The 15,519-nt window shown below is 44.5% G+C and carries 12 protein-coding genes; 7 read left to right on the top strand and 5 right to left on the bottom strand.

Features of this window, described 5'->3' with window-relative positions; translation table 11 throughout:
- The first annotated feature begins 335 nt into the window (after positions 1-335).
- The 5 genes from OXH39_19955 (at position 336) to OXH39_19935 (ending at position 7,198) form a co-directional block, all read left to right on the top strand.
- Entirely contained in the window at positions 336-1,967 is a 1,632-nt protein-coding gene (locus OXH39_19955; GenBank protein MCY3552738.1) for a DNA double-strand break repair nuclease NurA, read from the top strand.
- Positions 1,968-1,981: 14 nt separating this feature from the next.
- Positions 1,982-3,880 carry an ATP-binding protein gene (locus tag OXH39_19950; GenBank protein ID MCY3552737.1) on the top strand — a complete coding sequence of 633 codons (1,899 nt, stop codon included), beginning with the start codon at positions 1,982-1,984 and terminating at the stop codon, positions 3,878-3,880.
- Between the two features lie 185 nt (positions 3,881-4,065).
- Entirely contained in the window at positions 4,066-5,628 is a 1,563-nt protein-coding gene (dpdA, locus tag OXH39_19945; GenBank protein MCY3552736.1) for a tRNA-guanine transglycosylase DpdA, read from the top strand.
- Positions 5,629-5,651: 23 nt separating this feature from the next.
- Positions 5,652-5,957 carry a UPF0175 family protein gene (locus OXH39_19940; GenBank protein MCY3552735.1) on the top strand — a complete coding sequence of 102 codons (306 nt, stop codon included), beginning with the start codon at positions 5,652-5,654 and terminating at the stop codon, positions 5,955-5,957.
- A gap of 38 nt (positions 5,958-5,995) precedes the next feature.
- Complete coding sequence (locus tag OXH39_19935) at positions 5,996-7,198, top strand: acetate/propionate family kinase (GenBank protein MCY3552734.1); 1,203 nt, start codon at positions 5,996-5,998, stop codon at positions 7,196-7,198.
- Positions 7,199-7,280: 82 nt separating this feature from the next.
- Here the strand turns inward: OXH39_19935 and OXH39_19930 are convergent, their stop codons facing one another.
- Positions 7,281-8,075 carry an ABC transporter permease gene (locus OXH39_19930; protein ID MCY3552733.1) on the bottom strand — a complete coding sequence of 265 codons (795 nt, stop codon included), beginning with the start codon at positions 8,073-8,075 and terminating at the stop codon, positions 7,281-7,283.
- Positions 8,076-8,397: 322 nt separating this feature from the next.
- On the opposite strand from OXH39_19930, the gene OXH39_19925 reads away from it, so the two are divergent.
- Positions 8,398-9,249: a phytanoyl-CoA dioxygenase family protein gene (locus OXH39_19925; GenBank protein MCY3552732.1), complete on the top strand. Its 852-nt coding sequence runs from the start codon at positions 8,398-8,400 to the stop codon at positions 9,247-9,249.
- A gap of 63 nt (positions 9,250-9,312) precedes the next feature.
- Here OXH39_19925 and OXH39_19920 read toward each other — a convergent pair whose 3' ends face one another.
- Both OXH39_19920 and OXH39_19915 read right to left on the bottom strand, forming a co-directional pair.
- Positions 9,313-10,134 carry a sugar phosphate isomerase/epimerase gene (locus OXH39_19920; GenBank protein ID MCY3552731.1) on the bottom strand — a complete coding sequence of 274 codons (822 nt, stop codon included), beginning with the start codon at positions 10,132-10,134 and terminating at the stop codon, positions 9,313-9,315.
- A gap of 160 nt (positions 10,135-10,294) precedes the next feature.
- A complete protein-coding gene (locus tag OXH39_19915) occupies positions 10,295-12,217 on the bottom strand; it encodes a hypothetical protein (protein ID MCY3552730.1) in 1,923 nt (640 codons plus the stop codon).
- Between the two features lie 181 nt (positions 12,218-12,398).
- Here OXH39_19915 and OXH39_19910 point away from each other — a divergent pair, with 181 nt between their 5' ends.
- A complete protein-coding gene (locus OXH39_19910) occupies positions 12,399-13,217 on the top strand; it encodes a LamG domain-containing protein (protein MCY3552729.1) in 819 nt (272 codons plus the stop codon).
- 133 nt (positions 13,218-13,350) lie between these two features.
- Here the strand turns inward: OXH39_19910 and OXH39_19905 are convergent, their stop codons facing one another.
- Together OXH39_19905 and OXH39_19900 are read right to left on the bottom strand one after the other, a co-directional pair.
- Positions 13,351-14,262 carry a hypothetical protein gene (locus OXH39_19905; GenBank protein MCY3552728.1) on the bottom strand — a complete coding sequence of 304 codons (912 nt, stop codon included), beginning with the start codon at positions 14,260-14,262 and terminating at the stop codon, positions 13,351-13,353.
- Between the two features lie 114 nt (positions 14,263-14,376).
- Positions 14,377-15,087: a hypothetical protein gene (locus OXH39_19900; protein MCY3552727.1), complete on the bottom strand. Its 711-nt coding sequence runs from the start codon at positions 15,085-15,087 to the stop codon at positions 14,377-14,379.
- Between the last annotated feature and the right edge of the window lie 432 nt (positions 15,088-15,519).

The following is a 15,519-nucleotide window of genomic DNA, read 5'->3' as shown; positions in this document are numbered from 1 at the left end:
CTTTATTGGTTTTGAAATCGATAAAGGCGTTTTGCGACGTTAGTTTCCGCAATATGCGTGTAACAAGTGGGAGAAACGATGTAAATGATAAAGTCTCATGATGCTTATTTTAACTTGGCAAGATAGGCAATCCCGCTTTAGTAATAAACAAAAAGATTGACCTTTCTCAATAGATGTGGTACAGTGTTATTATTCTTGTTAGGGAATTCAACCGTGTTGACTGAATACCGACCCTTTAAACTTTGGAAGAGAGGTTGAACTGTCCCAATAAATACTACACCTTTCACTTTATCAGCGAGGTTGCAGAAAAATTCTTCTCTGTAGGAGTAAAATCTATGAACGGAAAACAATTTCTAACCGATACCGCATTTAGAGATGCTGGAAACCGAGTGATAAGAAATCTTTTAGCCGAATTTGAAGCATTATCTGAGAATGAACTTGGAGCAAAAATTGACACAAGTGTTGAGTTTTTAGGAAATGACTACATTAGGAAAATTACTGGTGTCTCTTATGAAAAGGACATAGAACCCGACACATACACTATAGGAAGGTCGAAATTTGATAAGGACCTCCTGTCGAAAGTTTGTTCTGAGATGAAAGGGAAGTGGATAATTTCGGTGGATGAATCTATCGTTGATAACGAGAGTTTTGTAGGTGGGATTGCGTATAGGCATAGTTGCGCGTTCGGATATAAGATCCCTGATCCACAAACGCCCAAGACGGAAAAGATACTCACAGTTTCGTCAATGCTTCGTCTTCAAGCTGAAGAAGATGAAGATTTTGAACGTAAAATGCAATTTTTATCTTACCTTCTTAATTTATATGTTGCCTTTTATACTGCAAAAATCCTTGAAAGTTACGACGAACCACTATATTCTATTATTTTTCACGGCCCGCTAATTCGACAAATCGGCCCGTTTATGAGTCTTCTCTTTCGGAAAGAAGATATAAAGGAAGTCCTCACCGCGGATATTGAACCACCCTCTGAGGTTGCTGATGAAGTGAAAACTACTGCGAATGGTGGTTTGCTGGATTTGATAGTCGAAGAAGCGGATTATAAAGATGGTGTAAGCCGTTTTGTTGATTTGTTCGCTGCCTCTACGGAGAGACAACAGAAAATCGAACAGAGAGTTAATAAAGGGGAAATTCCGGGGATATGTATCTATTTTTCACTTCTTAGGAAACTGTCAGATCTCGCCAATGAGATGAATTTCTCGTTAATCGGTTGTGTCGAAAAAGGTGATGATTCAACAGAATATTCAAGATTGTATGTCCAGTACCAAATCGAAAATTTCGGACAAGAAGATTCTGATAACCAGAGGATCCTTCGCCAGTTGTTTGAGTCCTACGATGTAGATTCCAACGGAAAAAATTTCAAGGATCAATTTCAGGAATTCATTCGTAAATCAGGATGGGGTGATGAGATGATTCAATCTTTTTCGTTAAGGTTTGACGGCGAACGTTCGACTGAATCAGAATTTACTAACCCTGTGCCGATCCGAAGATATTTTACCAGTCGTAGCAATAATAGTATATTTAAAGTTCAGCTTGGTTCATTATCTGCTTTAGGAGACGCACGAGAACCTTTAATTTCTGATATTATAAATAAGTTACTTCCTTTTGATAAATACAGAATGTTGATGAGTTTTGTCCGGACAAGTGAACTAAAAGCACCTATCCGAGTTGAATTCTTGGAACAAGGAACTGCGGAAACGTGGAACGATGTATTAGCATCTATTTATATTGCCAGTCTTCCCTACAGCAGTTACGGTTTACCTATATTCTTGTATTATGCTGATAAAATGGCAAGAATGCCCAAGAAAATTACCTCGACAGTCACTGAATCATACCTACTTGACCAAGCAAATCGAGCTTTTCGTCAACTTGGATTGGATGGTAACAGTTTGAGGGAGGTTTTCTTAATGGTAACCAATAAGTTAACAAGAGATTTTCATAACCGAGGGTAAATGGAGGAAACACAATGGCTTTAGGAATAATCTTTGGTGAAACATCAACACAGGAGTTTTCTTTTCTGTTTGGGGATGTAGATGGCGAGCACCAAAATCAATTGAAATTTTCCTATGTTGAAGTTGATTTGCCTGAAGGTAACAATAAGGTTGTTGCTAAGGTTGTTGATGTCAATACAGAGAACCCACTTTTGGCAAAAGATACTGCAAAGTTTTATTCGGAGCACGAAACATTAGGATTTTCGGTTCCCGATATAATATCGCACCGATTCACACTGTATCAAGCCAAATGTGAAGTAATGGGGATATACAATGACACAACGAACAAAATAGCCCCCTTAACGCAGGCGATACAGCCCGGTGTGCCAGTAAATCTGTTATCGGATGACATTCTGATAAAATTATTCTCAGAAAGTGAACCGTGGTATCTCTCTCTCGGACATGTCGAGATTCCTGGTCGAGAAACACAAGCACAAGTGTCTTTAGACGCAGACTCAATCGTAACAATGCATGCTGGTATTTTCGGTATGACGGGAATGGGAAAAACAACCACGACAGCCGTAATATTAGAGGAATTAATGTTCCGTGGAGCGAAGACTATTGTATTCGATCCACACGGGGACTATGTAAATCTCAACAAAATCCGTCGTAAGTTGTATGATGAGTTCAAGTCAAAGATCGAAAATGATGAAGATTTGAGAGAAACAATATCAGATTATCAGGAATACTTACGTGAGAAATTGCCAAACCTCGATGCTTTTTATTCTAAGCAAATCGAAACTGAGTTGATGGATGAGAATATTTTCTATCGCTTGTTTAATTTCTGCTTAATTAAGAACCGCCATTTAATGGTTGATTTGGATGATTCGGATGATTCAGCACCGATTCCTGAAGAACTGTTGGATAGTGTTATTAATAAAATTAAGCAACTTGATTGGGAAAATGAGCTACCTCAGGAATTGGTTGATCGAATGTTAACCCTTAATCTTAATGCTTATCCAAGGATTAAAATGTATCCAGATCAGGGACCTTACTTCACAATGAGATTAATCGAAGCAATGGCGCGGGAAGATTTCAAGGATGCCCAAATAGGTTTTGTTATTCCTTGGCTCCAAAATTTGACAGAAGAACAGCGAAAAAATTTACAAGATATTAGCCTTCTTGATCACCTCATACGAAGAGCCAATAATATGGGCGAATCTGTGTCTAGACCTCCGATTGAACGAATACTGAGACGAGCAAGACAGACTGTTGAGAATCTAAGAGTTCGTGATTGTGGGTCAATGGATATTAGTGATTTTGTAGATTTTTTCTGCTCTACGGATGGTAAGATGACTAATGTATCAACAGCAATATTTAATCTATCAGATTTAGAAAACAATCAAGTAAGAAGAACCTTAGTGTGGGCAGTTATGGAATTTGCTTTTGATCGGTATAAATCAAAGCATTTTATCATGGGGGAAAATGCCCATCCCATTTTATTTGCTCTTGAGGAAGCAAGAACATTGATCCCCCGCCAGGAGGAAAGTAGTAGTAGTGGAGAAATGAATCCCGCTACAAGGGCTGCTCGGTTTGCTGCTCAGCAAATAGCGACCGAAGGGAGGAAAATGGGGCTTGGTATGCTTGTTATCTCTCAAAAGCCTGCTTCAGTGGATTCGTTAACCACTTCGCAAGCCAATACGTTAATTTTGCACCGGGTTATTAATCCGGATGATCAGTCTTATATTCGGGATGTTGGTGAATCTCTATCCAACCAAGATCTGGAAATATTGAAGACCGTTAAAGAAGGGGTTGCTATTGCCACAGGTGATGCTCTGAAAACCAGGATGTCTCCGCTAGTTAAGATTAGAAACAGGTATAGTGAACCTGGAGCCAAGAGACCTCGCCCAATACAAAAAAAGTGGCAGGAATAGGAATCATGTTGAAATGTTTGCAACCTAACTCCCAAGAATCTGCTGAAGGTCATTTACTAATCTTAGGGTGTTCAGATAGGAAAATTGAGAATTTCAGCCAAGCTCCGGCTCTTGAAGTCTACGACGGACCCAACTATCGAGTGCTACGAAAGTTTCTCAGGGAGAACGGATGGCCTCCCGGCCTCATGATAAAAATTATCTCTGCTAAATACGAAATCATTGATGCTACCACACTCATTGAACCTTACGATGAGCGTTTGGATAAAGAAAGTGCGCAAAAAATGCGTCCGAAGGTTATGCAGAGTTTGAAAGAAGTTGGGTTACCTGCATCCGTTTTCATCAATCTGGGCAAAGATTATCGACCTGCAATTTCCTGTATTACAACGTTATTTGGTGCTGACAAAATTATTGATCCTGAGGGTGGAATTGGGAAAAAACAACAGGCGATGAAAAAATGGCTACATGATTTGCCAAATGATCCTGCTGCAATTCCTGTTCAAGGAGCAAATAGGCATTCTTGTCTCTACTTCTTTCCAGATTGGGATGATCGCGTTTATGATCCCTTTCATGCGGATGAAACACCCGAGGTCAGGCGGTCTAAAGAGGTCGAAAAGCGTTATGCCCATGAGATTTTCGGTGAGAAAGTGCCTTACGACGGCATGCTTCTTAGTCTTGCACAACTGAGAAATGGGAAAGGGCTACTTAACCGACTTCATAAACAACAAGAACCGTTTGTCCTTCGAGACGAGCTGCGAATGCCTAGAGGCATGCCTCTATTTGGGGATTGTGGTGCCTTTTCATACGTTACGGACCATAATCCACACTTTAAACCTAGGGAAGCAGCATCTCTATACCACCAATTTGGTTTTAACCTTGGTGCCTCCGTAGATCATATTCCGCATCCTTCAATGTCTATAGGGGAAAAAGAGAGACGGATGAAGTTAACCGCTTCATACGCCAACGAATTTTTGGATATTTGTAACTATCATGGTTATTTGTTCAAGCCGATTGGTAGTATACAAGGGATTACTGCTGAGCACTATGCCCATTATGTTCAAGAATACGTTGATATGGGATATAAACATATCGCGTTGGGTGGACTGGTCCGTAGAAAAGATTCAGAGATTCTAGAGATAGTAGCAGCAGTTCGAGAGGCATTGCAGAGGTGTACCCGCGGCAAAGATGAGAATATTTGGATCCACCTTTTCGGCATTCTGCGACCAGAGATTCAGTCTAGCTTTCAGAATCTTGGCGTTTCCAGTTTCGATAGCGCATCTTATTTGAGAAAAGCATGGATGAGTTCGGATCGGAATTACCTAGCACCGGATGGAAAAGGTTGGTATGGGACCATACGAGTTCCTATTAGCACATCAAAAGCGATGCGCGATGCTGCACAAACTCATTCAATATCCAATGAACGATTGGAAGAATTAGAAAGTCAGTGCTTATCAAGCCTTGAGAATTTTGATGGCACACCAAAATCAAAAAAAGAAGTTCTTGCTAACATTGATAAATATGGTCCGCTCCTTCAGCGAAAGGGTGAAGGGAACCATTTTGTTGACGAGCATAAAGCACTAATCCAAGGTCAACCTTGGAAGAAATGTAGATGTACCATTTGCAAGGAGCTCGGCATTCAGGTTGTAGTTTTTAGGGGGGCAAACCGTAACAGACGAAGAGGATTTCACAATACTTGGGTATTTTATCATAAAATTTTAAATAAAAGACGTAAGAAATCTTCAAAAACGTAAGATATGTAAGTGAGGTAATCTCTATGGCAAAAACAGATGTCGAAGTCCAATTCACATTCACATTTTCTATTGACGAGAGTTTCTTACAACACAAAACTGATGCAGAACGTAAAGCGAAAGAGGCTTTTGTGCTTGAACTACTTCGGCACGGGGATATTAGTGCAGGTAGAGCGGCAAAACTTCTTGATATTTCCCGATGGGATCTCTCAGACTTGATGTCTGAGGCTGGAATTTCTCCTTTTGCTGAAGTTACCGCTGAAGAATTAGCCGCTGAAGTTGAAACCGCACTGAAAGTCAGCAATGAATCGGACAAGACCACCTTATCATAAGAATACACCTCTGTTTGGGAAGAGAGATCAAAAACATCATGCACATACTCTGTGCCAATGTAGGAAGCACCTCGTTCAAATACCAAATTATTGATATGGAAACTACGACCTCTCTCGTCAAGGGAGGCGTGGAACGTATCGGTAATTCACCATCTGCCTTCACGCATGCTGTGCCGGGCAAGCCTGCCCGCGAAGGCGAGATCGATGCGCCAACACATATTGCTGCAATTGCGCACGCCATGGATCTCATTACCGATCCCGAAGTCGGATGCTTTGAAGATTTGGGACAACTGGACGGTGTCGGTTTTAAAACGATTCTTGCCAGAGGCTACTGGCGTTCGGCGCGGATTACAGAAGACGTGATAACCTCATTGGAGACATCCACACCGCTTGCACCGATGCATAATCCCGCCTATATCGCGTCTATCCGTGCTTTTCAAGAATTGCTTCCAGCGACACCGCTCGTTGCGGTTTTTGAGACATGGTTCCATCAGACAATCCCAGATTACGCCGCCGAATTCGGTGTGCCTCGTTTCTGGGTAGAACAACACGACATCCGTCGGTACGGCTACCACGGTGCTTCCCACCGATACATCTCTGAACGTGTGCCGCAGCTGCTTGGACAAGAAACAGGAGAAGGATTACGTATTATCTCTTGTCACCTCGGCGGGAGTTCATCTCTCTGCGCTATTAAGGATGGAGAATCTATTGATACGTCAATGGGAACGTCTACCCAATACGGGATGATTCAGTCTACCCGTTGTGGTGAGTTGGATGCATTTGCGGTGCTGTATATGCTTGACAAAGAGGGATTCTCTACAGATGAAATCCGCCGTCAGTTGATTGAGGACTCCGGTCTGAAGGGGATTTCTGGTACGAGCGGGGATATGCGTGATGTAGAGGCAGCAATTGCAGCAGGTAACGATAATGCCCGTTTGGCGTTAGATACTTACGTTTACGGTGTAAAGAAATATATCGGCGCGTATATCGCCGCGCTTGGTGGGGTAGATGTCATTGCTTTCGCTGGTGGTATCGGAGAGAAAAGTGCTACAACACGCGCGAAGGTCTGCGAGGGACTTGAGTGGTGCGGTATTCACTTGGATGCCGTGAAAAATGAGCAGGCGATCGGCGAAACTGATCTTTCTGCGGATGAGAGTCGCACTAAGATTCTCATCGTTTCTACGAATGAAGAGTTGATCGTATCACGTGAAACAGCACGGGTTCTCAAGGCATCCGGTTGATAGGAATCGCGAGCACAGCTCACTCCTACAAAGATAGGAATCGCGAGCACAACTCGCTCCTACAAAGAGAATAGAATTTACTTTACATCAAATATTCTCGTTCCTTGAAAATGCGGATGGCGAGCCACAGCAGCACCGCTGTCAATATGAAAACTACCAGAAGTGCTATCCATGTTGATGGGGGTGAAGTTCCTAAGAATTCATTGAAATCGCTTCGGGGCAGTTTGTAGCGCGGAAATAGAACATAAAGATAGTGGGATATAGAAATCCGCTTTATGCCTGTTGGCATCATCGGACTTGATGTAATCCTCTCCCATCCCATCACAAATAGCAACCCCCATAATACCGGATTCTTGAATTTGACTGCTAAGACTGCAGCGAGTGCCCCGTAAACTAACAATCCCAATGCCATTGAGCCGGTGTAGTGCAAACTCATACCCAAGTGAAAAAGCACGCCATTCTGTAGTTTCGGATGTGTTATCATGATACCGGTCAGAATCAGGTGGGATGCGGCAATAATCGCAATAGTGCCGACGAAGTATGCAGCGAATTTGCTGAGCAGGATTGTCGATTTGTGGAGAGGACGCATCTGAAGATACATCAAACCTTTACCGTCAATTTCATCAGAGATGATCGCAGTACCGTAAAAAATCGCCGATAGGTTCATCAAGAGTCCGTAGAGTGAGAGTGTTATGAGTGGGATGAATCGGTTGACGCTTCCACCGCCTCGTGCCATGAACCGAAATGCGAGCGCGATAACAAGTGCTAACAGACATCCAAGCAGAATCAACACAGTCCGTCGGCTCCAGAACATCTGACGGAAGGTCGCCTTGAAGAGTGCAAAATAGGCAGGAAATGTATTTGTGTTGGTAGCCATCAATAACCTTTCAGTGGGTGAGAGTCTTAAATAATATTAACATTAATCTGTGAGTTTCGCAAGTTTTTTGCAGTTATAGCGGCAGCGTTGAATGATCTCTTCTCATTTATTGATCGGATTGCAAAATTAAAGATAGATATGATATGATACGGTATTAATGATAAGATTTTCTGGCGTTAAGGGAACCAAATATATGTTTCCGAGGTTTCCTACCCTCTTCTTAGCCTAAGATTGCAAGCCTGTAATGAAATGGAAGGCGGCTCTACGGAGGAGTAGGTCAATTCTAAACCGACTTTAACGAACCGCAAGGAAAATTAAAAAAATGAATCAGCATGATTTTACCGTCACCGATTCGGAGATTAATTTTTTCAAGACGTTCGGTTATCTCAGTTTTCCGCAACTCATGGCGGATCGGATTACGGCGATCCAAGACGCTTTTGAAGAGGTCTGGGAAGAGAGAGGCGGAGGTCATAACGGTAAACCGCACGAAGGCACAGCCCGTTCCTGCATCGTACCGTTCATCGATCAGAGCGAGGAGTTGGCTTCGTTGTTGGATGATCCAAGGATTTTGGCGATCGCGAAGACGTTGCTCGGCGATGATTTCAACTATATGGGAAGCGATGGCAACTTTTACGTCGGTGATACCGGATGGCATTCTGATGGTGGACATAAGTTAGAAGACCCGATGCACATTAAGATTGCTTTCTATCTGGACCCGTTGACGCGCGACACAGGCGCACTTCGCGTCATTCCGGGCAGTCATCTCTTTGGCGATAACTATGCCGATGCACTCTCTCAGCAGGTTGGTAAGAGCCAAGAGTTATGGGAAATACATGGGAAAGATGTTCCGGCGAAGATTTTTGAAACAACCCCCGGTGATCTGGTACTGTTTAACCATAACACGAAACATGCCGCCTTCGGAGGCGGAACACGTCGGCGCATGTTTACGATGAATCTTTGCCAACGCTATCCTGATGATAAATTAGATGCGCTGCAAGCCTATATCGCAGGATCGGCGCGCTTCTGGATTGATCGGAAGTACGGCGAGAAGATGATACGGACAGCGACATCGGAACGGTGGATACATCTTGAACAGGTGCGGGCAAACGATGAACATCTCGCCGAACTCTCGCGTCAGGCGCAAGAACGGATGAATGAGCCTTCACGCGGGTAAGAATAGTTTTCGGTTATCAGTTCTCGGTTGTCAGTAAAGAATATCGGCTTCCTTTGATGAATGCTATGCATGTTCCCATGCGTTTTGGACGTAGGCGATTGACTGTTCAAACCCGTTTTTTCCTGAACGACTGGCTTCTTCAATGCTAAGCCAGCCGTCGTAGCCTGACTGTCTCATCCGCGAAAAGATTTGCGGAATCGGTGAGGCACCGGTGCCAACACGGACCGCTTCAAACACGCCGACTTCGCGCAAGTCGAAGATATGTAGCACAACGACCTTGTGGACAACTTTTTCCAGAAGTGCGAGTACATCTTCACCGAGAACGAGTGGATTCGCTGTGTCGAAGCAGACACCGAGGGGTGTATCGGAGAGAGCATCTAATATCTCTAAGAAAATTTCTGTGGGCTGTGAGAAGTCCCAGTAATCCCACGGCGCGCCTTTCGTGTGGTTCTCGTACGCAAGGGTGATACCGTGTCTTTCCGCTTCGTCGAGAGCACGGCGAAACCCATCTGTCACCCATTGCACGCCTACTTCGCGTTCAATACCCGGATGGTTTTGTCCCGCTGTTACGCGAATGAATTTTGCGCCTAACGCTTTTGCCAATGCGATGTCCGCCTTTAGGTCGGTTAACTCCTGCGCACGTTGCGCTGCGTCGGGATGTGTGAAGTCGGAATAGCAGGCAATCATGCACGGTTCTATGCTGCACCTTTCGAGGGCTGTGCGTGTATCTCTTACCGTTTCCGCATCGCGCTTTGGGAAAAATTTGATACTAAAATCAACCGCATCTAACCCTAATTCAGCACCGAACCGAATCCAATCGGCGACGGTGCTTTTTCCTGTGAAGATGTCGTCGTAAAGAGAGACAGGAAGGCAGCTAAGTTTCATTGTTATTTTCCTCTCTTCCCTGATGGGGTTTGAAACCCTATTATTGTTATTTTCCGTTTTTCGCTGACGGGGTTTGAAACCCGCTGATAACAACTAATAACTTTAACCATCAACTCGTGCTTTAACATTTATAACGGAGGCGAGTTGATGGTTAAAACTTTTAAAACATAAACCGATACATCGGACGTTCTAAAGCGATACCGATGAGTGTCCAAATGGCACCGAGAGTAAATTCGCCTATAACTAAACCGATAAAGAACGGCATCGCACGGCGGTATGTTCGTAAACCCCCTGCCTGAAAGAGAATCGCTTTTATCCCCCACGACAAGAAAATTGAGAACCAATACCAGCTCGTATTCCAAAAACTGAGCGACAAGGCATAGCCTGCTGGATGGAAGGGCCACCAGATAAAGCGGCGGCGTAACACCATCAGGAGTGTTGTTAAGGCAATTGCACCACTGGAGGCTGAGACGGCACCAACATCTATGGATTGTGGGTTAATGAGCCACTGCTTCAGCTGCTCGTAAGTCCAGCGGCATTGTGCCTGTTCGCCGTAGACTGCACCACCATAGTGATAACCTTGCGCATAGTACGCCCACGCCGATGAAATTGTTCCCACAATAGTTACCAGGATGATAGCAACGATAAAGCGATTGTGCGACAGTCCACGGACCTGTGCGACCTTGAAGCCTTCTAACATAATTGGCATCGGATGAGAGCGGTAGGAGCGGTTGAAGCCGTGAAACATACTGAACGTCGTTAATCCCTCTGCTCCTATGCGACGCGTGCCTAAGAAGGAAACGAGGACTTTATCTGGTCTCCAAGGCACATCATGTGCCGGTGGTCCGACTTCAGCGCGAATACGAGTAATGGCAATGGCTAATGCGAAGAAGAGCGTGAAGTAACCGAAGATACTGAAGATCGGTGTACCTGTGCTTTTGAAGAAGAAGAGAATGAAGATGCTTCCGAGTATCAATCCAATTATCGCATATCGGATATGTGTTGAGGGAGTGCCATCTGTAGAAAATTCAGTGTTGTTTCCTCGAAAGGCGTTTTTCACCTGCCGTACGATGAATTTCCGCGTGAGCCATATCGCAGAGACCCCTAAGCAAAACCATGCCCCGAAGGATTGAGCATCGAGAAATGGAAATCCTGGTAGATGCCCAATACCTGCCATCGTGCCCCATACACGCATCATTTTGTGGAACAGGTAGAAAAACCAGATGGAGAACGAGAGTTCTAATGGGATGAAAAAACTCATCCCGATAGCAAACGGATAGACGGCGATAGGGAGTCTGCCAATGGCATTCAGCGGTTTTGTCTGGAAATACTGTCCCAAATTGTAGAGACTTCCACCTAACCCTGGAACGACCGGGAATAGAAAGTGGAGACCATTAAGGAGGTTTATTCCACCTGCCAACACAGCACCTAACAAAAACAAACGATTTCTCAGGAGGATGCGACCCCCGTTTTCAGTCAAGTGCAATGGAATCTGAATGACAGGGTAACTCAGTTTTTCGTGGTTTACCCACTGGTGCCGGATGAGGATCGTTATACAGAGCATCATACACGTTAGCACGATAATCAGAGCCGACCACCAGAGCACAGGTGGCATCCAGAGTTGTAGGTGTTGGACGGTGTGAAGTGAGTCGTCCCCTTGATAGAAGCTTGCCAATACGCCTCGTTCTTTGATAGTAAGCCAATCTGGCATGTGCCGATGGAACAGTTCGCCCCATTCGTTCTCTGGACTTGCGAACCAGATCGGGTAGGTGAGCAGGGGCCATAATATCTGAAGTGTGTCATGTCCGGCAATAGAGGAAGCAATAGATACGAGTAGGTAGACCACCATCAATTCGGCATCGGTGAGCGGAGCACTTTTCCGAATTGTGCGAAGCAACGGATTTGCTGCCATTAGGATTAGTACAACGAAAATGACGTTGAAGTAGACGGTGGAGACAGTAGGGAAACTCTGACCTGTGCCATAACCGCTGGGACCCCAATTAATCATGAGCCAGTAGGAGTTCGGGATAGTGATGAGGAGTGCAAGTAGGACAGCGCGGAAGCTGACGTTTCTTTTTGACATCTTTTGAGTTTCCCGTTTTCATTATACAGGGAACATCGGAAATTGTCAACTTTCCGATAGGGGTAAGTGACGCATAAATTCTGCTTTGATTTTAGATGTCTTTGTGCTATAGTGATGGACAAGTATATATTTACATGTCTAATGGTATGGTTCACGAAATTCCTTAATGGAGGAAAGTAAAATGTTCTACCAGTTAACACGTCTCCGTATCGGGAAACTGAGCCTTTTACCGCGTCTCTTGCAGACAACGCTCGTAGTTGTGGCAATGTTAATAGTTTCTGCGGTTTCAACTGAAGCAGACCTCGGCGACCCGACGTTATCCGTCTACTATAGTTTTGACGAAGATGGCGACACCCTCAAAGACGGTTCCATTCACGGCAACGATGGAAAAATTGAAGGGAAATCCAAAAGAGATAAAGGCGTTATTGACAAAGCCATCGTATTAGAGCCGCAAACGTGGATAGATTTGAACGGACCTGAGTTTAAAAACGTTCCACTTGAGGGTATCACAATCGCTGTGTGGGTCAATCACAATGATCCGCCAGATCCGCAAAGTGTCTTTGACTCGATTGGGACCGACCACGGAAGCGGTCTCTACCACGTCGAAATCCGACCCGCCGGATTCAGATTTTTTCATCGAGATGGTGCCGAAAGACAGGTTTTCAACATCAATCCCGGTCCCATTATCAAAGGTGGAAAATGGGTGCATTTCACTGGCACCTACGACAGTAAGAGCGGTGACACGAAAACCTACATTGATGGAAAGGTAACACACGAGGCAAAGGGTAACGGTGAACTCTCGGACAATTGGGGAGTCCAAGCCGAAATCGGGCATCATAAGAATTCCCGTTGGTTCGATGGATTGATGGACGAATTCTATATGTTCGCTCGGGCGTTGTCAGAAGATGAAATTCAAGAGGTAATGGATGGAGAATTTCTGTCGGTGGAACCGGCAGATAAACTCACCACAACGTGGGGCAGCCTTAAGGCACGCCGATAAGATTATCTGTTCAGAGTCGTGCGATTTTGTGGCGTACTCCCCCAAATGCGAAGTGCATTATCGCACGTTGAACAACCAACGAAACGGTTTGAGCATAGATATTTCCTGTGCTCAAGCCGTTTTTTGGGTCGGGCTACCGGCGGCGGTGCGGTGCATATTCCCAATCAAAGCGCTGCCGTCCATAACGCGTGCCGTCAATCTCGGTTTGGTGGCAGACGAAGCACCTATGGGCTTCGGTAACACCGTGCAGCTCGTGTACTAACTGAATTTCTTCTGTGTTATGTACATGGCATTTGATACAGGTATAGCTCCGGTAATCGGAATCGGCATAGATGGCAATTTGATCTGCGACCTTTCGGACATGGTAGGTGTGTTTATTTTCCGTGTCGGTGACTGTCCACGCATTTCCTCTTTCCTTGATAGAAATAGGCGCGGTTAGGGGGACCCTGCGTTCATTTTGTAAGAACCACCAGTGCAAGTCTTCAGGAATAGTGTCTGACGTGTCCAATTCTTCCGGAAGCGTTGTCCTAACATGGAATAGTAAACGTTCAGGTGTATGGCATCTTGCGCAAGGCACGTCGTGGACATCCGTGAGTGGAAAGAATTCGTCATGCTCCAATTTTTTTTGACCATGGAACACGATGCTGACGAGCAGGATCGGAGCAAGGATGAGGTGGCATCGGAGCAAAATCCGACGCGCCCCGCGAGATGTCAGACTCACAGCGACACCCGTACCTAAATTCGATAAGGCGAGCAAAAATGTCAGCCACGAGTGCCACACAAGGGGTTGGAACGCAGAGTGCAGTAGCACCAAAGACAACCCTAAAGAGGCAAGCCGTTGATGGTATTTTAGCCACGTCTGACGATTGCCCCACCGAATCCAACGACTTCGGAGGAGATACAGGCTGGCAATGACAATAGCAATCGCACCGATGATGCTAAGCGTGTGTCTCGCTTCACCGAAATTCCCTGCCTGCCAGATGCATAGAGCTGAGATAACAGCGGCACCGACAATGCCGTGTCCGATCTGAATGAAAACCTTCATACGCTTAGTTTAGCATAGGAGCGCCGTGAAGGCAAGTAAAAAACCACTGATGTAATATAACAGAAGCTTTCTCAGAATAGATATATTGGGTTGGCGGGGAGTATCTACTATTGACTAATCTCTTTGTCCTTGAGGAGCTATCCAGCGAAGGAAGTCAGCAGGGGTTACAGGCTCGATAAAAGTGTTAACGATAATTCCGAGAATTCTGGGTTCTTGGATCGCAAGCCAAATCAATCCTTCGTCTTGCCCGTGTTCATGCAAGGTATTTTGTGTTTTTTCCCTTGCTGTTTCATTGGCATCTTTAACAAATTTTCTATAGTCTTTCCAAAAAGCTTGGCGTATATGCGGATCAAAGTCTTTTGGTGGGAACCACCTGAAAAGTGGTAAATTTTTAACTGCGCGCTCTTCTGCTTCTTTTATCCGTTGTGGCATGAGCTGGAAACGGAAATTAAGATTTATAAGGATAGCTATGCTTTGTTCTGTGATAACAAATTCATAAAAGCCTGCTATATCTTGATCGTTAATTGCAAGATGTGCCAGGTGCTTTTTTAAAATAGGACGAATTTTCTTTTCAGCATCCGGTGGCACCGTTTCAAGGAACTCATCAAAGTTTTGAAAAGGTTTCACCGGTTTGAAAACGCGGGAAAGAAACTCTATGTAGGTATCTGAGTTTGCAAGAGCACGGAGTGTTTTAAAGTCCTGACCTAAAAGTGGTCCTGGGAATGCTGCGCGAAGTTTAGAAAACGTTCTTTCCTCCAAGTTTGCGACAGGCTCAGAACCGACAGTAGTAGTATTCGACCTTGTTTCCTCAGAAGTCATTAGCATGTCGTCTGACTGCTCTGTACAACTGGAAAGTAGCAAAATGCTGAGGCATAGAAACCTTATAAGTTGTTGGCAAGTATAGATTTTATAAGTCATAAGAATGGGTACTCACAATGAGAAGATCCCTTGTTTAAATACTGACTAAAAATCCTCCATAATGGCGTATCACCATAGACGATTGTTCAATATTATACCACATTCTGCAAAAAGGGTGAACAGCCTTGCCTCATAGCCTGTACTATTTAGTTTTCGATTTTCTGACTGACATTAAAACCTTAAATCTCCCTTATCAGGCGGACTTGACGCATTTTTTCTGGAAAACTGAATGACCCTACTATAGATGTAAACCTACTTGGAAGTGTCTCGTTTAATGTGCTATAATAACCCAAGTTGCTACTAACAAATTCTGAACGTTCCAATGAGAGGTTTAGGTAT

The sequence above is a fragment of the Candidatus Poribacteria bacterium genome (assembly GCA_026702755.1).
Classification (GTDB): Bacteria; Poribacteria; WGA-4E; order WGA-4E; family WGA-3G; genus WGA-3G.
Note: the sequence above shows the minus strand (reverse complement) of the source record. Positions and strands in the feature narration are given on the sequence as shown.